Origin of the sequence: Streptococcus parasuis, from assembly GCF_021654455.1 — a bacterium.
GTDB classification, from domain to species: domain Bacteria; phylum Bacillota; class Bacilli; order Lactobacillales; family Streptococcaceae; genus Streptococcus; species Streptococcus parasuis.
On the sequence record NZ_AP024276.1, the window covers coordinates 1,330,771 to 1,352,635 of the forward strand.

The window sequence follows — 21,865 nt, forward strand, 5'->3', positions numbered from 1 at the left end:
CTAATCTCGATTCAATAATTCAATACAGAACATACACGGTTCATCATTATCTCTACGTTTGCCGTATTCATAGGTACAGATATGGAAACCATCCTCATAGATATTCTCCAAATTCTCCTTACCAAAGTTTGAAGGCTTGTGTCCTATCTTATCTTCTTTCTCCAAACGCTCACGCAACTTAGAATTTTCCAAGCGTAATCGTGTATTTTCATCAATAACACTTTGAAGATGTTTTTTAATGGCGTCCACATCAGCCAAGGTTGTCAATAAATTTTGTGAAAAATCATCAAGTGCATCAAATAGTTCTTTTTTATCCATTCCTGTCCTTTCAATGATTCGCTTTACATGGTAAGGTATTCTAAACAATTTTGCAGACTGACATTTGCCTGCCACATTTTCTTGGCTTTCAGGACTGCGTCCATTTTTTCACGAGCTATCATCTCTGTTAATCTTTCTGCAAGTAACAAGCTCAACACATCAAACAAGCGCCCCTGCTCTGCTTTTTCCACCGCTAAAGAAACCAGCATCCCTACTTGTAAATAAGCGCGGTTAGAATCAGTTAAAAGCAATTCTGTAAACTTTTTCGCCTGACCCAGCAAGTCAATAAACGATTTGTTTGTAGCCAGCCTTTTCGCTTCCTCTTGACTAGAAACTAGTCGTGCGATAAGACTTGCTTGAGTTTTCAATAAGCCTTCTTCCTCTAGAATTCTCTCTAAATATGGAAGATTTTGGGGAAATGAGATAATTTGGGTACGACTCTTTATGGTTGGTAAAACAGCTTCTTCTTGATTGGTCAAAAGAAAAATATGGATCGTCGACTGAGGCTCTTCAATAACTTTGAGCAAAGAATTTGCGGCATTCACATGCATTTTCTCAGCATCACGTATGATAAATACTTGCTGGCTAGATTCAAAACCAGACTGTGAGAAGTTCTTGACCAACTCCCGTATCGTATCTGTTTTAATGAAATTACCTTGAGGCGCCACAATGGTCACATCCGAAAAGTCATTTGATTCAATCAACCGGCAAGAGCGACACTTTCCACATGGAAGGACACCAACTTTTTCTTGGCAAAACAAAGCTTGACTTAGAAAAAGGGCCATTTCAAAGCTCGCAAAATCACCTGAAAATAAATAAGCATGTGCCAAACGACCTTGTTCTAGAATCGTGACAAATTGCTGATAGACCAGTGGTTGAAGATCTTTTAGTTCCTGAATATTCATACTCTTTCCGAAAACCGTTTCTTAATAACCGCCAGAGCATCCGCAACGACTGATTCCAACGGTTGACTGGCATCAATTTTAACAAATCGCTCAGGTTCTTGTTCCAATAAGCTGAGATAACCTTGACGTACCCGACGGTGCATATCTGCCTTTTCCATATCTAAGCGGTCCACATCACGATCCGCATTACGGGCAATTCGTGCCAATCCTTCTTCGGTATCAATATCAAAATAAAGGGTCAAATCAGGTTTTAATCCATCCGTCGCAAACTGATTGAGCCAGTTGATATCAGCCACATTGAGACCACGACCAAAACCTTGATAAGCAATTGAGGAATCGATAAAACGGTCAATCAATAGTAATTTTCCTTGAGCCAATGGTGGCAATATCTTCTCTTTTAAATGCTGACGTCGAGCCGCAATAAACAATAACAGCTCCGTTTTGTCATCCATTTCGGTATTTGCAGGATTGAGAATTATATTACGAATCTCTTCTGCAATGGCTACACCACCTGGCTCTCTCGTTGTCACCACTTCAGGTCCCAACTCTTGTAAAGCTGGTAATAATTCCCGTAATACTGTAGTCTTACCAGCTCCATCCGGACCTTCAAATGTAATAAACATTCCTTGTTTCACTGTCTCTACCTTTCGATTTGCTCATTCATAGTTCTTTTTATTTTACCAAAATCTAGCCAAAAAAGCACTTGAAAATTGACTTGTATTTCTTGACCAAATACCGTACAATGTCAATATAGATTTCTAAGGAGAGTGAAAAAGTATGCTACGTTTCAGAAATATTCTGTTGATTGTATTCGGGGCTGGTTTATTTGCCTTTGGTTTGAACTATCTGATCATGCCGAACCATTTATTTGAAGGTGGTGCGACAGGATTAAGTTTGATTGTTTACTATCTTTTTAAGGTGCAACCTTGGGTAATGAACATTGTCATCAATATTCCCTTATTCATCATTGGTTGGAAAATTCTGGGACGAAAAACACTCTATCTGAGCATTCTTGGAACCCTTAGTGTAACCGTTTGGTTAGCCTTATTTGAAAAGGTTCCATTTGCCATTGATTTACACGAAGACCTAATCCTTGTAAGCATCCTTGGGGGGTTGCTCATTGGACTCGGTCTGGGCATTATTTTCCGCTCCGGTGGGACAACTGGTGGTAGTGATATTGTTGCCCGTATCGGTCACAAATACCTCCCCTATTCTATTGGCCAAATTATTTTCGCAATTGATACCATTGTGTTAACACTGATCGTCCTTGTTTTCCAAGATATTCGTCTGGTATTGTATACACTGATGATGGTTGGGATCGCTTCTAAAATAATAGACTTGGTAGCAGATGGTGGATATGGTAGCAAGGGTGTGATGATTGTTTCTGAGAAATCAGAAGAGCTTGCGCAAGCGATTGACCAAAAAATCGAACGTGGTATCACCTTCATAAAGGCGCAAGGCTTTTATAGCAAAACCAATATCAATATGATTTATTCTGTAATCTATAAAAGTCAGTTACAAGAAATGAAAGAGCTGATTCATCAAATAGATCCGCATGCCTTTATCACCATTACAGACGCACATGAGGTACTTGGCGAAGGGTTTACTTTAGATAAGAATAAACAACCTTTGCAACGTGATTAATAAAGCAAATTTAGTTAATAATTGGTAATATAAAAAACACATGAAATCAATGCTTGTAGCAACAAAGATTTTATGTGTTTTTTACTAGCTTTATGCTAAGACTTTTTTATAAAATAAATATACTGTGGCTCTTCTTAACCACCGAGCGATTGGGCAATATGTGCAATATCCATTTTAATCTATCCTTACTTACTTCTCTTTTCAGATATTTTAGTGAGGATTAAGAAAATGATATAAGATACGATTACAATGTAAGACAGAGGTCTCAAATATTCTTTGTCGTAAGTGAGACATGAGTCAATGAACAAGATAATCGCTAACGAAGAGCAACTGATAGCCAGACAAATATTAAAGAAATCAGATTTCATAGGATAACCTCCTTGTTATAAAACAATTATAAATAATTGATGGATTAATAAATGTATTGTAAGTCAATACTGAATGAATCTTTATAAGTTTATAATAGCAAGTATGTATATCTAAGTCAATCAAAAAGAGGTAACTTTTGTCAACATTTGGACACAACATCATTCTTTCCAGTCGTTTTACTACAAATAAAAACACACGGCACTACTATATCATGCTATGTGTTTAATAGTATCTAGAGAATCTACATATTGGTGAATAACAGTTGAGCAATCACACAAACGATATTTAATTCTTATTGTGGATTTTCCAACGGTTGTTCTGCCTCAGTTTGTGCTTCTTTACCTTGGTCTAACAAGGCTGCAATAATTTTTTGGTCTCGTAATTTCACTGAGTCATTGATGGTCTCAGCAGAACGTACGATAGCTGCCTCCAACTCACGACGTTTCTGACGTCCTTCATCTATTGCTGCAATGATGCCATTATTTTGGGCAACCAAACTTTCTGCCAACTTTGTAACCGATGCTACTGAAAGGGTCGGATTTTGGGCTGTACGTTCCATCATTGGAATAGCTTCTTTTGATGTATCCGCTAGCATTTGAAGTGCCGCATTATTAGCATTGACAATCGCATCTGCCGTCTGACTTGACTTGATAGATTGTTGCAAGATACCCAACTGTGCGATGGACAGTTTCATTGTAGGAATGGTATTGCGACGCAACATTCCCAAGCGCTGTTTCATATCCGACGATACTTTTACTAGGTTACGCATTTGGGGAGTTGTTGTCCAAGCAACATACAAACGGCTCATATATTCAGAATGCTGCTGTTCAAGGATATTTGCCACTTCGGTCACGCGCGCCAATTTCTCAGAAGCAATTTGATACTCAACAGTAGTCGGTGCCAAGTTCGCAATCTGTTCTTGTGCTTGTCTCGCGCGCTCAGCCGCTTCCTGACCAGTCGCTTCAATAAAGGCGATAACTCCGACTAAATTCTCAATCGATTTGGTATTATTTTCAATCAAAAGCTCAGCAGAGACAATATTACGTGCCAACACTTCTTCCTGCTTGACCACACTGGCTGCCATACTATCCATTTTCTTTTCAATGGTCTGAGAATCAAAGTAGAATTCCTGTAAATCATTCTTGGCTTGTTTGAACAAGCGTTGGAAGAAACCAGGTTTCTTTTCCAATTCCACCGATGTGGAAATATCTTTATATTTCGCTACAAATCCATTCAATTCACGATTGGTATTGGCCAACAGTTCATCTACCTGTGGAATTTCAATCTTCTTCTGTTCTGACAAAATGTGATTGACCGTCGCGTTGACTTCTTCTACTGCTTCCTTACCAAAATCCAAGAGCGCATTTTGATTAGCCAAGAAATTGTCAACCAACTGAGGTGCTTTTGCACGAATACCAGTTTGCTGCTCTGGCGTTAATTGAGCCAAAAACGATACTTTTTGACTATCTCCTGCAGGCGTAGCTTGGATGATTTCTGTCGTCTTGTCTTTTACATTCAAACTATTGCTTGCAATCTGATCAATATCAAAATTAAATCCTGACATCTTCTTTACTCCTCTTCCCTTTTCATCATACGTAGACTGACTTCAAAGTCTTTCATATCAGCTTCATTAAATTGCTTAATGGTATCGTCCAAATCCTTATCGAAACTTTCCATGGCCAATTTTGCCTGTGCCAAGCGTTCTTCAGCGTTGAAAAAATCCTTTGGAGATCGTTTTATTTTCACATATCCTTGTAGAATATCGTTAAACCGTTGCATATTGGCCTCATGAATAGCTGTCAACTCTTCCTTTTTATCGCTTGTATTTTCTAGCTTTTCAAGAATAATAAGATTGTCTCTTTGGATATTGCAATAAGTTTCTAAAATCTCTGGCGCAATTTCTGCAATCATTGCTTGTTCATCCATTACCTTACCACCACTAGGTGAAACCTGTTCACTCGTTTCTTTTTCTACCTTAGTTTCTGGTAATTTCAATTGGTATTTCAGCTGCAACGTATCAACAGCTTCTTTGCTTGCATAAGCGTCAAGGTATTTTCCAACCTTTTGATACAGTTGATCCAGTTCGAACAATTGACCTAACAAGCGTTTACGCAACTGCAGGACTGACTGATTCTCTCCCTTTTCTGCTAGCAACTCTTGGTGTTTTTCATAGCCAGAACGAATGGAAAAAATCAAGGTTTGGATTCGTTTTATTTGGTCACTATTCAAGAATCGGTGAATGGCATCTCGTTTATATACATAGCCAATCAAGAGTCCAAGTGGCAGTAATATATACCAAAAACTCATGATAAAACTGATAGCAAGTAAGACCAATAATATCGTAATGCCCGAATTCTTCTTCCCATGTCTATGGTAATTTCTATATTTGTGCCCCATAGAGCCTCCTCATACATGATATACATTATTATATCACATTCCTCTAAAATACTTGAAATATACCAAAAGAAAAAGCCAAGAAAAATCTTGACCTTTAAATAATCTTCACTACGTTTATCCTTATCGGAAAACCGAGTCTTCCATAAACAAAACTTATTGAAATTCATCAATCCGTGAATTATTTTTACATTTAATTTTTTTATTCTTGGAGGAGAAAAAATCAGCTAATAAATAATAATTCCGTCAGTTGTTCACGAAGTCTAGGTTCTAACCGATTTAATGAAGCTATCTTATGCAATATATTTTGACTATTTTCCAATTCTCGAACTACAATATGCTTTGTATCATAATCAATTTCCAAATCTTGTAAACAAGAGTAAACTCTGTCAATAAATGTACTATTTTTTTCAAGTTGTGTAGCATCAAATGGTACCATAGTATCCCCATTCTCCACTATCACGTCTTCCTGTCTTATTACATGAAAAATGAGACGATGTTTCCGGTTGGCCGGAATGATCGTAGCATCACCTGAATAAGAAAATTGAACCACTCTTTCATCCCATCGTAATTCACATTTAGTAACGAACCGCTTCCCATTGAGGTCTTCAACTAAGTCAAATGAATTCGAGGCTCCTGGGAAAATATGCCATTCAATTAATTCCGGCAATTCCACACCTGTCTTAGCTGGTTTTGCATCCAAGGGGATTATTGCCCCTTCTTTAGCAAACACTGGAATCTCTTCTTTTTTTCTATAAATAGGAAGTTTGATTGGTCCAGCATATTCGTCATCCGTGAAAAAATTATACCATTTACCTTCAGGAAACCAGACTTCAACACGTCCTTTTTTATCTGAAGGGTTTGATTTTTCAGTGATTGGAGCCACCATTAATTCTGAACCAAAAAAATACTGATTCGGAACTGAATAACTTTCATCGCTATAAGGATAATTATAGTACATTGGGGTAATTAGTGGCATACCATTTTCATGGGTCCGCACATTCATTGTATAAAGGTATGGAATAAATTTATGTCGAAGTCGAAGATATTCTTTCATACTCTCAGCAATTTCTAAGCTGTAGCCCCAAGGCTCCTTACTCTGAAACGGACTATTTGAACTATGGAGGCGATTTATCGGACTAAAGACCCCAAATTGTAACCAGCGCAAGGCAAGTTCTTCATCATGATAACCGAGCATATGGCCTCCAATATCATGACTCCACCAAGAATAGCCAATATTTGAAGCTGTACTAGTAAAGTAAGGTTGAAAAGCTAAAGAAGCCCATGTTGTCACTGTATCTCCTGAAAAACCAATGGGAAATCTATGACTTCCAGGACCTGCATACCGAGATAAAATGATATTGTTATCACCCTCTCGCGTAATATCTTTAAAATGATAATAATTCAATAACCAAAGGGGATCTATCTGTCCCTCAGTCCCTTGTTGCCAGTCAATCCACCAAAAATCAACACCTTGTTTTTCTAATGGATGATGGACATCTTCAAAATAAGCTTTTCTAAAATCCTCGTTTGACATATCAAATAGCGCAGGTTCTTCAATTGTAGTATTGAGTGAAAGTCGTTTCGCTACCGCCGGATATGCATCCTCAAAGGCACGTATTCCATCAGCTGGATGTACATTTAAAGTTGTCTTCAACCCACGATGATGCAACTCATTCAAAAATCTCTCTGGATCAGGGAATAATTTTTTATTCCAAGAATAACCTGTCCATCCGCTACCAAATCTTTCTGGTACATCATTTGTTAAATGCCAATCCATATCGATGACACTTACCGAAAGAGGCACATTCTCAGCTTCAAACTTATCCATAAGACCAAGGTATCCTTCTTCTGAATAAGCCCAATATCTACTCCACCAATTTCCAAGTGCAAAACGAGGTAGCAAAGGTGTCGAACCTGTTAAGTGATAAAAATCTTTTAAGGCCGTAAAGTAATCTCGTCCATAACCGAAAAAGTAAATGTCAATGACCTTTTCTGGTCTTTCTACAGGATTGTTCTTATTATCAAAAACAAAGCTATCTGAGTCATCTAAAATTGCAAAACCATTTTTGCTCATTATTCCATCTTCTAGTTCTATCGAACCATCAACGAAATCTAATGTTCGCGTAGTCCCGCCCAAATTTGAATATTGGTTCCCAAAATACCAACGATTCCCATATGCGGACAGATTGTTTTTTACATCAATGAATAATCCACTATTACTAAAAAGACTTTTATCATAGTGTAGGTGTAAAGAATCCGTAATAATTTCCAATTGATTTTCATCTTCTATTACATTAAGAGATAACTCTGACGTAAATTCTCTATTTTGTACGACTCTGGTCAACCTATCTTCAAAAAAGCCATTCTCTGAATACTCCAATCGAATTAACTGATTTGTTAGTATTGAAATTCTGTATTTTTTTCCTTCAAAAACTGTTTGCATAACTTCTCCTATTCTGTAATACTCAAAATATGTTTCGTTAACCAAGCATTTAATCCTGCAAGAGCAGATATTCCGCCAAATGTAAACACATATAGAGCTGTAAAAAGACCAACAATATTACTAATTGAAAAATATACAACTAAGATATTTATCCAGATTAAAACGAGACTATAAAATGGTTTCTTTACTATCAGCAAAAAGCTATTTTTTATTGCTCGTACTATCCTATCCTCATATAGACAAATATATGTTAGACTCACTAATACTATTATAAACCACATGATTGAAATCACAATCAAGGAAGTCAAACCAACCCATCTAATTGGTCCTATTTGATTGAGAAAAAAAATCAATTCGACCAATATCAACCAAGCAGTTGAGAGTAGCCCAACCCAAATAATCGTAGACTGACGAAAATTTGATATAAAATAATGAAAATAGGATTTTATAATTTCATTCTCTTCTCCTCTTAATATACGCTGCCAACTGCCATTCAATGCAGCCATCGATGCACCAATGGTTACGATTGGCAAACTGGTTAAAATAAATAATAAATTCAACATAAATATATCTGTTATTCTTGAAAAAATACGAAAATACCTAGATTCAATTGAAAAAATTTTTCTCATTTTACAGTCCTATTTTAAAGTAAGGGGAGAATTTCTCCCCTTATGGCATTTACAGTAATTACTCTTTATTGAGCTACGGACTGATAACGTTCAAAGGCAGCTTCTTGAATTTGCATAAATTCATCTAGTCCCATAGCTTTTAATTGTTTAATATAGTCATCCCACTCTTTGTCAATTCCGCCTTCGACAACCCACTTAGAGGCCATTTGAGTCGCATAAGAATTAATATCAACATAGATAGCAGAAAGTCTTGTTAATTCTTCTTGTGAATAAGAAACATTTGGGAATGCTGGTAGTGCATACTGATTGATTTCTGAATCAAGTTTCAATTTAAGACCATCTCCCTGACTTTCATCAATTTCAACTTTATCATTAAAACCATCTGCTACATACTTAGGACCAAAGTCTCTAAGTGAATTGACCCATGCCCACTCATCCGCAGATTTTCCATCTTGAGGTGGAAGTACTGCAAAACCAGTTTCAGTTTTCTCAGTACCAATACCGAAAGAACCATAAAATGTTTGAATACTTGCATCATCAGTATAGAATTGGTCAGCCCATTCTAACAATTTCTCTGGATTTTTTGCACTAGTTGTGATCAGCAACTCATTGCGAGCATAATTATAATGGTCTGGATCTGAAAATACGTATCGATTACCATCAGGTCCTGCTAATGGTGTTAAGGCAACATATTCGTCTGCGTGAAGACCAAATGTAGCATCAGCAGTCCATCCACCTGAAACTCCTACACGTGCAACTTCTTTATCCATCCGCTTTGCAGAAGCCATCGACTCATCCTGAGTAAATAGTTCAGAGTCAATTAAGCCAGCTTGATAAGCTTCGCTCATAGCTTTAATACCTGCTTTATAATTTTCAGTTGCGCGAAGGTAAACAGGTTTTCCATCTTTCAAACTCATTTCATAAGTATTATCAGCTCCCAATCTGTTATCAAAAGGTAGAATATAGGCAAATGTTGCATTTACATTACCTGTTCCATAAGGAATTTCATCATTCTTGTCGCCATTCCCATTTGCATCCTCGTTTTTAAACGCTTCTAATACCTTTACAAATTCATCATAGGTTTCAGGCATTTCAAGATTCAAATTATCTAGCCACTTTTTATTAATAAATAATTGGTTGCTGATAATAGGACGCATAGGGGCCTTTTTCGGCAAACTATAAATATGACCATCAGGTGAAGTAATCATCGCTTTCAATTTTGGATCATTTTCCAAAATCTTAGAAAGATTTGGCATATGCTCCTTAATTAAATCTTCAAGTGGAATAAACAACGATTGATTTTGTGCAATCTCTGAATCGTTCAAAACATTGGATCCTAAGAAAGCATCTGGCAAATCCCCACCTGCGAGAAGCACTGCTTTTTTATCGGTCCAATCAGCTGCAACGTACACATCCCAGTCTACATCAATTCCAGCATTTTTTTCAGCTTCCTCAAGAAATCCTTTTGTAAAATCATCTCCCCAATCAGACCAGCGTACTGTAGTGATTGTGAATTCATTAGATTCATCACTAGTTGTGCTAGAACTACTTTCACTTGTTCCACATGCTGTTAATGCACTGAGGACCAATCCAGACAATAACATTGATTTAAAAATTCTCTTTTTCATAAGAATGAACTCCTTTTTTATTCCTTAATAGCGCCAATCATGACACCTTTATTAAAATACTTTTGTAAAAATGGATACAACATCATAATTGGTGCTGTAGATACAACAATTGCTGCATATTTCATCATATCAGCAGTTGCTCGCAACTCAGATGCAAGTTCCCCTGTTGCTTGCGATTGAAGCATTTGGTTACTAATCAACAATCGTCTCAAAATCAATTGCAAGGGTTGTAAGTTTTCATTTGTTATATATATAAGGGAATTAAACCATGAATTCCAAATCCCCACTGCCGTCCACAAACCGATAACTGCTAAAATGGCTTTAGATAAGGGAATGACAATATAAAAGAAGTACCGAATTGTACTACAACCATCAATTTGGGCTGCTTCCCAAAGACCATCCGGAATACTATTGTTAAAAAACGTCCGAGCAACAATAATATTATAACTTGAAACTGCAAATGGAATAACCATTACCCAAAATGTATCTAAGAGGCCGACATTCTTAACAACTAAATAGGTTGGAATCAACCCCCCAGAAACAAACATGGGAATAATAAACAATGTGGAAACCCACTTTCTACCAAATAAATCTTTCCTAGATAAGGCATAACCTGCTGGAATATTAACAAATAGAGCAACTAATGTTCCAACTAAAGTATATAAAACGGTATTTAAGTAACCTCTCCAAAACAAGGGTTGTTCAAAAAGTTTTTTGTAACCATCTAATCTCCATTCAGTTGGAAAGAACCAAACATTACCATTGGCTACATCAGAAGGGTTACTAAATGAAGCTATGATTACAAACCATAATGGATATAGAATAACAAGTATCAACAAAATAGCAATACCGTAGACGAATATGTCAAAAACTCGTTCACTTGTTGATTTTCTCTTTTTCATAACTTCCTCCTAAAACAATCCTGTTTTGGTTGTTTTTCTTGATAACCAGTTAACTAGGAACAGTATTACGATATTGACCACAGTATTAAATAAACCTATAGCTGTTGAGTAACTGTATTGAAAGTTTACCATCCCCACTTTATAGACATATGTTGAAATAATTTCACTACCTGATAAGTTTAGTGAATTTTGTAAAAGTAATACTTTTTCAAAACCTACACTAAGAAGACTTCCGCATCGTAAAATTAAAAGAATCATAGTTGTCGGTAACAACATCGGTAAATCAATATGGATAATTTTTTGAAGTCTGGTTGCACCGTCCATAGTAGCTGCTTCGTAATATGTCGGATCAATCGCAGACAGTGCTGCTAGATAGATAATACTATCCCAACCGACATGTTGCCAAACATCACTCCATACATAGATTCCCGCAAAGTACTTAGGGATTGATAACAATGCTGGTAACTTAATACCAACTATTTTCAATAAATTTGCAACCATTCCACTGCTTGGTGATAGGAAAAGAATAAGCATTCCGCACATGACCATTGTTGAAATAAAATGTGGAAGATAGGTTGTAACTTGGAAAAATTTTTTAAATTTTTCAACTCTGATTTGATTACAGATGATAGCCAAAACAATTGGCAACGGAAAGCCAATTAGAATACTGTAAATTGAAACTTTCAATGTATTTTTTATCGTTGTCCCGAATTGAAAAGATTGAAAAAACTGATTAAAATATTTGAATCCAGCCCAAGGACTTCTCAGAATACCTAATGCAGGTGAATAATCTTTAAAGGCAATAACTAACCCAGCCATTGGAACATACGCAAACATAATTAATAAAACAATTGCAGGAAAAAGTAATAAATAGAGAGAAAGAGTATCGTTTCTACTTTTTCGAATGTTAGCATTACTGACTTTTATTTTCATCTAACTTTCCTCCTTGATTGTTATTATAGAGGAAACATCTAAACTTAAATAGAAAAAATGATATCGTTTTCATGAATAATACCGACATTGTTCGTTCCGAATATGTAAAATTCCGATATCCAAAAATATAATCTCGGAAACTTGCTAACAACTGCCTCAAAAAAAGGATATAATAAGATGAGGTATTATTATGAAATTGTTCCATTATCTAAAAAAATTAAATGAAAACCAATCTCTAGATTATCTTTCTAAGTTGCTTCTAACTATTTTTGGCATCGTTTTCATATTAAATTGTATTCTTAGTTCTTTATATTTGAGTAGCATGAAGAAACAGAACCTTTCACAGATTGAGAGCACCTTAAATATTTTTACTCGCGCATTAAAACAAGATTTAACTTCCGAAGAACGGTTTCTATACTGGACTGTGATAAATGATGAATCGTTAGATGATTTCCTGTTGAATGCTGAACAGGATCAATACATAAAAAATTTACAAAAAATACGATCACATGTTCAAGAATTTGAAACATACAATAAGGTTGATTTTTCACTATTTATACAAGAGAAACAATCATCAGATTTGATAAACATTTCCCCTCTACATATCTCTTATTCAGAATTTTTAAAGATTGAAGAATTTTTTAAATCAACAAAACAAGAGGATTACTCCAACTACAATTCTTGGAATATCACCACAATTGATCAACAACATTATATTTACAAAGTCGTTTCCTATAAAGAAAAAAAGTTGTATTCTATCACACCTATTGATGCGATACTTAAACCTTTAAATGAAATTGAAATTGGTGATAATGGAAGTATCTCAGTTGATGCTCCACAAAACACGTCCTTATTAGACAATACAAGTTTTTCCAAATATGAAACAGTCATTGCAAATAAAAAAGCAACAAAATTGCCGTTTAATATATATGTAAATATTGATTACCAAGATGCCTTTCGGAATGTCCTCATGCTTCAATTCTCAATCCTATTACTTCCTCTAATCATTTCGATAGTAGCATTCTGGAGCTTATTCTATACTCAAAAAAGAGTCATTTCCCCTATGAAGAGGTTACTCCAACATTTACAAGGAACAAATCCTGAAGATTTCGAATTTGATAAGGAGGGTATCATAGAAATTGATGATGCTAACAATCAAATTAACTTTCTTTTCAACGAGATTCAGATGCTCAAACATGACATTTTCAATTCAAAATTAAAACAAAAAGGTATTGAATTGAACTATTTAAAAAATCAAATTCATCCCCATTTTTATTTAAATATCCTAAGTATGATTCACGGAATGATTCAAACGGAACATTATGAAGAGATTGAACAATTAACACTTTCAACATCACGATATTTTCGTTACCTTTTTCAAACCGATCAAGATTTTGTTTTATTAAAAGATGAAATCCAACATATCCAAGATTACTTACAAGTTCAAAGACTACGTTACGGAAATAGTTTTTCATTTCAAGTGGAAATAGCAGAAAGAGTATATAACAATTCTATTCCCCCGCTTATTCTTCAAACATTTGTAGAAAATATTTTTAAACATTGCTTCTCAATGGACACAAAACTTTCAGTACGGTTGAATATTGATTCAGTCACCGAAGAAAATGATTATTACCGAATCGTGTTAGAAGATAATGGACCAGGATTCCCAGACAATATTTTGTCAAAATTAAAATCTCGAACATCCTTAATTACTAAAGATGGGAAGCATATCGGTTTAACAAACACATATGAACGATTGGATAGTCTCTATCAACAGGATTATTACATTCATTTTATGAATAAACCTGAAGGTGGGGCTATGATAAAATTGATACTACCAAATCAAAATAAGAAAGGAGCTACGAATGAAAATCTTACTCGTTGACGACGACTCCTACATTATCCAAGCCCTTAATGAAAAAATAGATTGGAAAGGTTTTGGTGTTAATCAGGTATTTTCAGCATATAGCATGAGACAAGCCCAAAGAATTTTCAAAGAAACGGAAATAGACTTACTTATCAGCGATATTGAAATGCCACAAGGATCTGGTTTAGAGCTTTTAGCTTGGATTCGGCAAGAAAACTATTCAACGCAAGCTATTTTTCTAACCAATTATGCCGATTTTAATTATGCTCAAAAAGCTATTGAATTACAAAGTTTTGAATATTATCTTAAGCCAATTGATTATGAAAAATTTGGACTTATTATCCAAAAAGCAATCGCTAAAATAAGAAAAAAGAAACAAGAGTCGAAAACCTTACCTGTAAACGAAGAAATATTTTGGTTTGAATATCTAAGAAAACCTGCATCTCATGATGATAAATTGTTTTTAGAGGATGCCATTTCTAAAAATATTTCAAATAATAGCTTACAACCAATCATCCTTACCTTACAATTATCTTATGAAAATAATCAGGAAATAACATTGTCTTGGACTCGACAATTAACCCAGGCTATTCACTCATTTACTAAAACACACACTCAATATCAGCTGGCTACGTCCATAAAAATACCACAATATGCTGAAAGGTATTTATTCCTTTTCAAATCATTCACTCATCTTCAGAAAAGTGAATTTTTCTCAGAGCTTCAAGTTTATTTAACTGAAAAATTCAATCATCCAATTCAAATTCTTCTGGGTAATCTTTCAAATCTCGAATCAATTCTATCAAATACGCAATCTCTCTATAACTTTAGTTATGAATACATTGGGCATCAGAACGCCATATATACAGTTGATAATAAGACTGAAACCATTCATTCAGATATTAGTATATTACCTGCGGATTCTACATTATTATCTTACAGTAAATTATCATCGTTTTTATTTGAACAATACCCTAGTTTAAAAAACAATCGATTGTTTCCGACTTCATGGTTAAAGAGAATGCAATTAGATATCTTACAAAAAATCAGTGTCATATTAGATCAAAAAGGAATCTCAGCACATAAACTATTTCAGACTAAAATGCATGATTATTATCAAGAACGGTGTTTTAACAGCATTGAAGATTGGCTGAAATACATTGAGTTTTATAGTAATACAGCTGGTGATTATATTAAACTACTTGAATCACAACAAACATTTTCACAAATTATTATCGACTATATAGACCATCACTATTCCGAAGAATTAAATCGTAAAGTGCTTGCCGATTTAGTTTTTATTAGCCCAGATCATCTTGCAAGATTATTTAAACATGAAACAGGTAAAACTCTCATTAATTATATTACAGATAAGCGAATTGAAGAAGCTAAAAAACTTTTATTAAATAGCACTGCAACAGTATATATTATTGCAGATCAAGTAGGATATGATAATTATTCATATTTTTCTAAAACATTTAAAAAAAATACCGGTTTTTCACCGATTGAATTCCGACAACACCATTCTATACATATCTAGCAAGACATTCAATATTGACTACTCCTACCATCTTAAATTGTGAATCATTGAATGGAGATGAATTCTATTAAATTAGTACTCATCTCCATTCTTTTTTAGCTATCTATCTCAGCAATCAATCTCATAATATAGTGCCTCAAAGCTACTGATCATTCGGATATCAATAATTAATCCATTGATTTTATATCGTTGACCAAAAGAAAAAGCCAAGAAAAATCTTGACCTTTAGATATTTTTTGCGACTGTTGGAACGAGGCTGTCAACTTCAATTCCTGCATCTTCAAAGAGTGACCGAACTTCTTCTAGATCAACCTTCCCTTCAATTTGTACTTCAATGACTACTTTTCCTGATTTAGTAGCAATTTGTACAGTTGAGACGATATTATATTCTTTGTCCGAAACCAGACGAATAATTTTTTCCAATTCCCCAGCTTTATTGTCGACGATGAAACGAGCACGAACTCCTTCTTCACCGTAACCAGAGACTTGTAAAAATGCAGCAAATATATCGCGATCGGTAATCACACCATATAATTGGTCATTGTCAACGACAGGAAGAATACCCACTTTATTTTTGTACATCAAATAGGTAGCATCTTCAAGACTGGCATAACCTGAAACAGTGATCACATCCTTGATCATGACATCCTTGACTTTGGTTTTATTGAGTAGATAGTTCATCTCATAGATAGATAAACTAGTAGCTTTAGAAGGACTTGCCTCTGCAATAGTTCCCTCAGTCACCAAGCCGACCAATTTATCATTTTCAATGACAGGCAGACGGTGCAAATCCTGTTCACGCATGAGATCAGCAGCATGAGCAATCGTTGTATCTGGAGAAATGTAAACAACCTTTCGAGTCATAAAATCTTTAACAGACATGAGATACCTCCTTAGTTTCTTATGGATTCATTATAACACAAAAGCGAAAACGATTTCAATGTTTTGTAAAAATAATTGAAAATACTTCGTGTTTTCTTTTCTCAACCTTCCAGACGATTTTCAGGATAAACACTCGGCTAAAATAGAAACGGCCTTATCTATCTCCTCTTCTGTAATGGTTAATGGGGGTAAGAGACGAATCACATCACTTCCAGCCGTCAAGACGATTAGACCATTCTTTCGTGCCTGTGTGACTATTGTGCCCAAATCACCAGTAACTTGGATTCCCAGCATCAAACCAAGCCCACGGATGGCTACTACTGTTGGTAAGTTACCAAGCTGGTTTGCCAATTGATCTTGTAAGTAGCTTGCCTTGACACGAACTTTGGCTAGAAAATCTTCGGTCAGGATTTCCAATACTGCCTTACTACTGGATAATACTAGTTTATTACCCCCAAAAGTCGTACCATGACTACCATAGGTAAAGGCCGTTCCTAGAGCTGACTTTCCAAGCATGGCTCCAATGGGTAGACCATTGGCCAAGCCTTTGGCTAAAGTAATAATATCTGGTGAAATACCGTATTGCTGATATGCAAAAAGCGTTCCAGTCCGCCCAATTCCTGTTTGTACTTCATCGACAATAAGGAGGAGGCCTTGCTCTTTACAATAGTGGGCTAATTCCGCAACAAAATCCTTGTCAGCTGGAATGACACCTCCCTCACCTTGAACCAATTCCAACATAACAGCTGCAGTGTTTTCGGTGACCAATTGTTTTACAGACTCTAGATCATTGTAAATCGCATAGTGAAATCCTTCAACAAGTGGTCCAAAACCTAGTTGTATTTTTTCTTGCCCTGTAGCTGACATCGCACCAAAGGTTCTTCCATGGAAGGATTGTTTAAAAGTAATGATGTCCGATTTACCAGAGAATTTTCGAGCTAATTTTATGGCAGCTTCATTGCTTTCTGCTCCACTATTGCAGAAAAATGCCAAATAATCTTCATCCCCAATCAATAAGCCTGCAACTTGTTCTTGGAGACTATTTTGATAGAGATTTGGACTATGCCAAATGGCTTCCAATTGCTCCGAAACTGCTTGCTTGACTTGCTTATGGAAACCTAAATTTGTGACACCAATTCCAGAAGAGAAGTCTAGATAGAAATTTCCTTCCTGATCCACCAAGTAAGTGCCAGCAGCTTTGATAAATTCAATGGATTCACGTTTGTAATTTTGAAATAGTTTTGTCATAGGACCTCCTAGGCTAGACAAATCAAGGTGCCCCTGCTCAGATTGTCACTGATGAGTACCGTTTCAACTCCCGCTTGAACCGTTTGACTGGCTCCTTTTATTTTTGGAATCATTCCACCAGTAATAATCCCCGATTGGATTTTTTCTTCAATTTGAGTAGTATTTAAAGTTGGTAGGATTGCACCATCTTCTTTCACACCAGGTACGTCTGTCATTAATATCAAACGTTCTGCTTTTAAGGCAACCGCTATTGCTGTGGCTACGTAGTCTGCATTGATATTTAACAATTGTTCATCACAAACACCCATTGAGCCAATCACTGGTATCATACCTTCTGCCATAATTGCTTCTAATGGCTGTGTATGGACCTTTTTAATCTGACCCACAAGGCCATACTTTTCTTGATTCAAATAATCAGCCTCGATTATTTTTCCAAGACTTGATTTGATTTGAATACTATCGCATCCTGCATTGTTCAAGCTACTGGTGATGCTTGGACCAACGATTTGAAATAGGCTATATTCCACTAATTTCATGACATCTTTGCTCGTCACACGTAGACCATCAATCTTCTCAACTGAGAGATGTTGCTCTGCCATTAATTTATCGATTGCAAAGCCACCACCGTGAACAACAACAATCTGTTTGCCTTCTTTGTGCCATTGTTTGATTTGCTTCACGCAACTCTGAGATAATTGTTGGCTCGCCAATCCACCAATTTTTATAACGATACTGTTTTTCATATTACACCTCACTAATTAGGTCCGATACAAAGCATTAATTTTAACATAGTCATAGGATAAATCGCATCCCCAGGCACGTCCGCTGGCCGAGCCCATCTTTAGATGAACTTGGATGTCAATGGTGCTTCCTTTGAGAACCTCTTGCATTTGTTGGCTATCAAACGACAAAGGACTTGAGTCAGCCATGACTGGAATACCACATAGCTCAATATCAATTGCGGTAGGATCAATCTCAACACCTGCATAGCCAATTGCAGCAATAATTCTGCCCCAGTTAGCATCCTCACCAAATATGGCTGTTTTGACTAAACTTGAGCCAACTATACTTTTAGCCACCATCCGTGCAGCAAGTGGGGTCGTGGCTCCAGTCACATCTACTTGAATTAATTTGGTTGCTCCCTCGCCATCTTTGGCAATCATTTTAGCTAATTCTGTCATCACAAGATGCAACATAGAAACAAACTGTGCATACTCTTGTGAGCCTTCCTGAATTTCTGCGGACGTAGCACAACCATTCGAAAGGACCAAGACCATGTCATTGGTAGAAGTATCCCCGTCCACTGTAATCTGGTTAAAACTCGTTTCGACCTCTTCACTCAGAGCTTTTTGCAGAAGCGAACTTGAAATAGTTGCATCACAAGTAATAAAGGCTAACATGGTTGCCATATTGGGGTGAATCATACCTGATCCCTTGGCAACACCAGACATGGTCACTGTAGAACCAAAAATCTCTTCTTGAACGGTGATGGTTTTGGTTCCAGTATCTGTCGTTAAAATAGCTTGAGCAAACTGTTCCGCATGACCATCTAGGTCTAGTTGCTTTAAACCTGATGCAACAGTCTGGAGGGGTAAAAATTCCCCAATCACACCAGTTGAAGCAATCCCAACTAAATCTTTCTCAATCCCCAGTTGGTTTGCACTTGCTTCTTGCATAAACAAGGCATCTTCATATCCTTTTTGACCTGTACAGGAATTTGCAACCCCAGAGTTTACTACAATTGCTTGCATCTGTTGCTTTGTCGCTATTGATTGTTTGGTAACAAGTAGCGGGGCTGCTATAACTTGATTGGTTGTATAAACACCTGCAACGCTGGCAGGAACTTTGGAAACAATCCAGCCAAAATCTAGTTTTTCTTTCTTAAAACCTGCGTGGACTCCATCAGCTGTAAAACCTTTGGGACTCGCAATCGTGCCATCAATAATCTTCATTTTCAAACCTTTCTAGATAAACGTTGGTAAATTGAGCAAACCGGCTGTTTCTTCAAAGCCAAATAATTGATTCATATTTTGAACAGCTTGTCCAGCTGCACCTTTTATCAAATTATCCAAGACTGCTACAACCGTTAAAATTCCTGTTGTGGGGTTGTAAGCAAAACCAATGTCTGTATAATTGGATCCTATCACATGATGTAAATCAGGTAAGTGTCGTCGGACACGTACAAAGGGTTTATCATGATATGCCTCTTGATAGATCTCAAACAATTCTTCCTCACTCAACTCATTTTCCAATTTCAAATATGCAGTAACAACAATTCCACGAGAAAGAGGCAAAAGTGACGTTGAAAATTGAATATGCTCCACTCGCTCATCGAATTGTTGAAGCATTTGAACAATTTCAGGAATATGCTGGTGCTTATTGAGTTTATATGTCACATAATTCCCCTGAATATGAACAAAATGACTTGCTGAGGTTGGAACTTTACCAGCACCGCTCAAACCGCTCTTAGCATCAACAATTAAACTACTTGGGTCCACCATTTTCTTCTGTAATAAAGGAATCAATGCCAACTCCGTGGCAGTCGCATAACAACCTGGATTTGCCACAAATTTTTGAGAGGTCAAATTAGAAAATTCTGTCAGTCCGTAAGAAAACTGTGCAATCACATCTTCACTAGCTGGTTCCTTTCCATACCATTGTTTATAGGTTTCCGCAGGTAAACGATGATCACCTGATAAATCAATGACTGGAAATTGATTTTGGACGAAGACAGCAGCTAAATCTTTGGCAATTCCACTGGGAGTTGCAAAAAATACTAAATCAGCAATTTCCATGATACGTTCTGCATTAAACTCCTCAATATGGTGATCGAAACCATCCGTTACATGTGGATAAATATACGATATTCTTTGGCCAACTTCTTTACTGGCATGGACAGAAACAACATCGACATGCGGATGATTTTTCAATATTCTAAGCAATTCCAGTCCACTATATCCAGTAACACCAACAATCGAAACTTTCATTCCATACCTCCAATAGTAATTATGCTGACTAGTTTATCGCATTTTTATACACTTGTCAACATATTGTTGCATAAAAATACAAAAAAATATTTAAGGATGAACATTCGGAGTTTCAGATTAACTTTAATTGAATGATGATTCTGATATTTTCAGGAAATTTTCAAACTTCTATGCAAACAAAAAAATACTCCTAGAAATGCGAGTGGATAGGATCCACCTTCTCCTCTAGAAGTATTTTTACACAAATCATATGAACACGATTAGCCTTTTACAGCAAAATAGTGTCCGCTTGGGCTAGCAAAATTAAAGTTAGGGAATGGCTCAGCATTCACTGGGCTACATGTATCCGTCAAAGCAGCTATGCGCTCTTGCAATGCTTGAATGTCATCTGACTCAAATAACACACTTGGTGTCATGTCAATGACTTCAGGCGATACTTGACGAATAAACTCTTTTGCATAGACTGTAATGGTTGTAGATGCTTCAGCATGGGGTTTCATGTCGAATGTTTCAAAGCCCATCATTTCAGCTTCATTCAAAATCGTAAAACCAGCTGCTTTCCAAAAAGCCTTCTCAGCAGCAACGTCTTCTACGTACAACATCAAACCAAATTCTTTTGTAAACATGAATTCTCCTTAAACTATGTTCAAATGCAAGCTGATAAACTGGCCACATTTGATTCACTCTATTTATATGAGTCTGTTTTTTCTTTGTTTTGTAGAGCAAGTAATTCTGATAACTCTTTTTTCAAATTCTTGATTTCACTCTTTAATGAAAGATTTTTGGTCAAGCCTATTAAGTATTGGATGACTATTCCAATGAGAAGCGAACCAATTATAACCAAAATCAAAGGCATACGAAATTGACCGAACAAATAATTGACAATAACCTCTTGACGATTGGCTAATGAAAGAACAACTGTCAAAATAATCACGAGCAATAAACCAATAAGTGATAATCTCTGTTTCATCATAACTCCTTTTCTACTATGACAGTCTAGCATAAGAATCAAAACATAGCAAGAAAGACTTCTTTGAATTTACCTCAAATTGAATTGAAGAAAAATTTATCGATTACTATTTAAAACCACTATTTCCATTTTTCAAGAAAAGCTGTCAGCTCTTCCTGTGCTTCTGGTGTGGTGCCGACTAGCTATCTTTGGATTAAACTGAA

Annotated in this window: 20 protein-coding genes; 3 read left to right on the top strand and 17 right to left on the bottom strand. The window is 36.1% G+C overall.

Annotated features, from left to right (window positions below; translation table 11 throughout):
* Genes yabA through tmk form a run of 3 tightly spaced genes read right to left on the bottom strand, consistent with a single transcriptional unit; the run spans position 1 to position 1,858 of the window.
* Positions 1-318: a DNA replication initiation control protein YabA gene (gene yabA / locus L6410_RS06675; RefSeq protein ID WP_024391897.1), complete on the bottom strand. Its 318-nt coding sequence runs from the start codon at positions 316-318 to the stop codon at positions 1-3.
* A gap of 23 nt (positions 319-341) precedes the next feature.
* Positions 342-1,223, bottom strand: coding sequence for a DNA polymerase III subunit delta' (locus L6410_RS06680; protein WP_024404894.1), 882 nt, complete (start codon positions 1,221-1,223; stop codon positions 342-344).
* Positions 1,220-1,858, bottom strand: a complete 639-nt coding sequence (tmk, locus tag L6410_RS06685; protein WP_160863841.1) for a dTMP kinase — start codon at positions 1,856-1,858, stop codon at positions 1,220-1,222. The genes L6410_RS06680 and tmk overlap by 4 nt, the downstream gene beginning before the upstream one ends.
* A 142-nt stretch (positions 1,859-2,000) precedes the next feature.
* Here tmk and L6410_RS06690 point away from each other — a divergent pair, with 142 nt between their 5' ends.
* On the top strand, positions 2,001-2,867 hold the full coding sequence (locus tag L6410_RS06690) for a YitT family protein (protein WP_024391900.1): 867 nt from the start codon (positions 2,001-2,003) through the stop codon (positions 2,865-2,867).
* 661 nt (positions 2,868-3,528) lie between these two features.
* On the opposite strand, the gene L6410_RS06695 is transcribed toward L6410_RS06690, so the two are convergent.
* The 7 genes from L6410_RS06695 to L6410_RS06725 form a co-directional block, all read right to left on the bottom strand.
* Positions 3,529-4,800 carry a toxic anion resistance protein gene (locus L6410_RS06695; protein WP_237395167.1) on the bottom strand — a complete coding sequence of 424 codons (1,272 nt, stop codon included), beginning with the start codon at positions 4,798-4,800 and terminating at the stop codon, positions 3,529-3,531.
* Between the two features lie 5 nt (positions 4,801-4,805).
* Positions 4,806-5,633 carry a hypothetical protein gene (locus L6410_RS06700; protein WP_237395168.1) on the bottom strand — a complete coding sequence of 276 codons (828 nt, stop codon included), beginning with the start codon at positions 5,631-5,633 and terminating at the stop codon, positions 4,806-4,808.
* Between the two features lie 220 nt (positions 5,634-5,853).
* Positions 5,854-8,076, bottom strand: a complete 2,223-nt coding sequence (locus L6410_RS06705; protein ID WP_237395169.1) for a glycoside hydrolase family 31 protein — start codon at positions 8,074-8,076, stop codon at positions 5,854-5,856.
* Between the two features lie 8 nt (positions 8,077-8,084).
* Positions 8,085-8,705, bottom strand: coding sequence for a DUF624 domain-containing protein (locus L6410_RS06710; RefSeq protein WP_237395170.1), 621 nt, complete (start codon positions 8,703-8,705; stop codon positions 8,085-8,087).
* A gap of 65 nt (positions 8,706-8,770) precedes the next feature.
* Positions 8,771-10,333 carry a type 2 periplasmic-binding domain-containing protein gene (locus L6410_RS06715; protein ID WP_172025188.1) on the bottom strand — a complete coding sequence of 521 codons (1,563 nt, stop codon included), beginning with the start codon at positions 10,331-10,333 and terminating at the stop codon, positions 8,771-8,773.
* A 17-nt stretch (positions 10,334-10,350) separates the two neighbouring features.
* Positions 10,351-11,235, bottom strand: coding sequence for a carbohydrate ABC transporter permease (locus L6410_RS06720; protein ID WP_172025189.1), 885 nt, complete (start codon positions 11,233-11,235; stop codon positions 10,351-10,353).
* A 9-nt stretch (positions 11,236-11,244) separates the two neighbouring features.
* Positions 11,245-12,168: an ABC transporter permease gene (locus tag L6410_RS06725; RefSeq protein ID WP_172025190.1), complete on the bottom strand. Its 924-nt coding sequence runs from the start codon at positions 12,166-12,168 to the stop codon at positions 11,245-11,247.
* Between the two features lie 322 nt (positions 12,169-12,490).
* Here L6410_RS06725 and L6410_RS06730 point away from each other — a divergent pair, with 322 nt between their 5' ends.
* Positions 12,491-14,053, top strand: coding sequence for a sensor histidine kinase (locus L6410_RS06730; RefSeq protein WP_237395171.1), 1,563 nt, complete (start codon positions 12,491-12,493; stop codon positions 14,051-14,053).
* Complete coding sequence (locus L6410_RS06735; RefSeq protein ID WP_172025192.1) at positions 14,034-15,575, top strand: response regulator transcription factor; 1,542 nt, start codon at positions 14,034-14,036, stop codon at positions 15,573-15,575. Before L6410_RS06730 ends, L6410_RS06735 begins: the two co-directional genes overlap by 20 nt.
* A 225-nt stretch (positions 15,576-15,800) precedes the next feature.
* Here L6410_RS06735 and L6410_RS06740 read toward each other — a convergent pair whose 3' ends face one another.
* From L6410_RS06740 to L6410_RS06770, 7 genes are all read right to left on the bottom strand, one after another.
* Entirely contained in the window at positions 15,801-16,457 is a 657-nt protein-coding gene (locus tag L6410_RS06740) for a CBS domain-containing protein (protein ID WP_024391904.1), read from the bottom strand.
* 120 nt (positions 16,458-16,577) lie between these two features.
* Positions 16,578-17,705 (bottom strand): acetylornithine transaminase, encoded by a 1,128-nt coding sequence (locus tag L6410_RS06745; RefSeq protein ID WP_237395172.1) that lies wholly within the window; start codon positions 17,703-17,705, stop codon positions 16,578-16,580.
* An 8-nt stretch (positions 17,706-17,713) separates the two neighbouring features.
* Positions 17,714-18,448 (bottom strand): acetylglutamate kinase, encoded by a 735-nt coding sequence (gene argB, locus L6410_RS06750; RefSeq protein WP_024397390.1) that lies wholly within the window; start codon positions 18,446-18,448, stop codon positions 17,714-17,716.
* A 15-nt stretch (positions 18,449-18,463) separates the two neighbouring features.
* On the bottom strand, positions 18,464-19,657 hold the full coding sequence (gene argJ / locus L6410_RS06755; protein WP_237396730.1) for a bifunctional glutamate N-acetyltransferase/amino-acid acetyltransferase ArgJ: 1,194 nt from the start codon (positions 19,655-19,657) through the stop codon (positions 18,464-18,466).
* Positions 19,658-19,669: 12 nt separating this feature from the next.
* Positions 19,670-20,692 (bottom strand): N-acetyl-gamma-glutamyl-phosphate reductase, encoded by a 1,023-nt coding sequence (argC, locus tag L6410_RS06760; RefSeq protein ID WP_237395173.1) that lies wholly within the window; start codon positions 20,690-20,692, stop codon positions 19,670-19,672.
* A gap of 260 nt (positions 20,693-20,952) precedes the next feature.
* Positions 20,953-21,318, bottom strand: a complete 366-nt coding sequence (locus L6410_RS06765; RefSeq protein ID WP_172038554.1) for a VOC family protein — start codon at positions 21,316-21,318, stop codon at positions 20,953-20,955.
* A gap of 59 nt (positions 21,319-21,377) precedes the next feature.
* Positions 21,378-21,665: a LapA family protein gene (locus L6410_RS06770; protein WP_237395174.1), complete on the bottom strand. Its 288-nt coding sequence runs from the start codon at positions 21,663-21,665 to the stop codon at positions 21,378-21,380.
* Positions 21,666-21,865 lie beyond the last annotated feature (200 nt).

Coding starts and splice junctions, on each gene's coding strand:
- yabA (WP_024391897.1), bottom strand. CDS start 318: ATGGATAAAAAAGAACTATTTGATGCACTTGATGATTTTTCACAAAAT.
- L6410_RS06680 (WP_024404894.1), bottom strand. CDS start 1,223: ATGAATATTCAGGAACTAAAAGATCTTCAACCACTGGTCTATCAGCAA.
- L6410_RS06690 (WP_024391900.1), top strand. CDS start 2,001: ATGCTACGTTTCAGAAATATTCTGTTGATTGTATTCGGGGCTGGTTTA.
- L6410_RS06695 (WP_237395167.1), bottom strand. CDS start 4,800: ATGTCAGGATTTAATTTTGATATTGATCAGATTGCAAGCAATAGTTTG.
- L6410_RS06700 (WP_237395168.1), bottom strand. CDS start 5,633: ATGGGGCACAAATATAGAAATTACCATAGACATGGGAAGAAGAATTCG.
- L6410_RS06705 (WP_237395169.1), bottom strand. CDS start 8,076: ATGCAAACAGTTTTTGAAGGAAAAAAATACAGAATTTCAATACTAACA.
- L6410_RS06710 (WP_237395170.1), bottom strand. CDS start 8,705: ATGAGAAAAATTTTTTCAATTGAATCTAGGTATTTTCGTATTTTTTCA.
- L6410_RS06715 (WP_172025188.1), bottom strand. CDS start 10,333: ATGAAAAAGAGAATTTTTAAATCAATGTTATTGTCTGGATTGGTCCTC.
- L6410_RS06720 (WP_172025189.1), bottom strand. CDS start 11,235: ATGAAAAAGAGAAAATCAACAAGTGAACGAGTTTTTGACATATTCGTC.
- L6410_RS06725 (WP_172025190.1), bottom strand. CDS start 12,168: ATGAAAATAAAAGTCAGTAATGCTAACATTCGAAAAAGTAGAAACGAT.
- L6410_RS06730 (WP_237395171.1), top strand. CDS start 12,491: ATGAAGAAACAGAACCTTTCACAGATTGAGAGCACCTTAAATATTTTT.
- L6410_RS06735 (WP_172025192.1), top strand. CDS start 14,034: ATGAAAATCTTACTCGTTGACGACGACTCCTACATTATCCAAGCCCTT.
- L6410_RS06740 (WP_024391904.1), bottom strand. CDS start 16,457: ATGTCTGTTAAAGATTTTATGACTCGAAAGGTTGTTTACATTTCTCCA.
- L6410_RS06745 (WP_237395172.1), bottom strand. CDS start 17,705: ATGACAAAACTATTTCAAAATTACAAACGTGAATCCATTGAATTTATC.
- argB (WP_024397390.1), bottom strand. CDS start 18,448: ATGAAAAACAGTATCGTTATAAAAATTGGTGGATTGGCGAGCCAACAA.
- argJ (WP_237396730.1), bottom strand. CDS start 19,657: ATGAAGATTATTGATGGCACGATTGCGAGTCCCAAAGGTTTTACAGCT.
- argC (WP_237395173.1), bottom strand. CDS start 20,692: ATGAAAGTTTCGATTGTTGGTGTTACTGGATATAGTGGACTGGAATTG.
- L6410_RS06765 (WP_172038554.1), bottom strand. CDS start 21,318: ATGTTTACAAAAGAATTTGGTTTGATGTTGTACGTAGAAGACGTTGCT.
- L6410_RS06770 (WP_237395174.1), bottom strand. CDS start 21,665: ATGATGAAACAGAGATTATCACTTATTGGTTTATTGCTCGTGATTATT.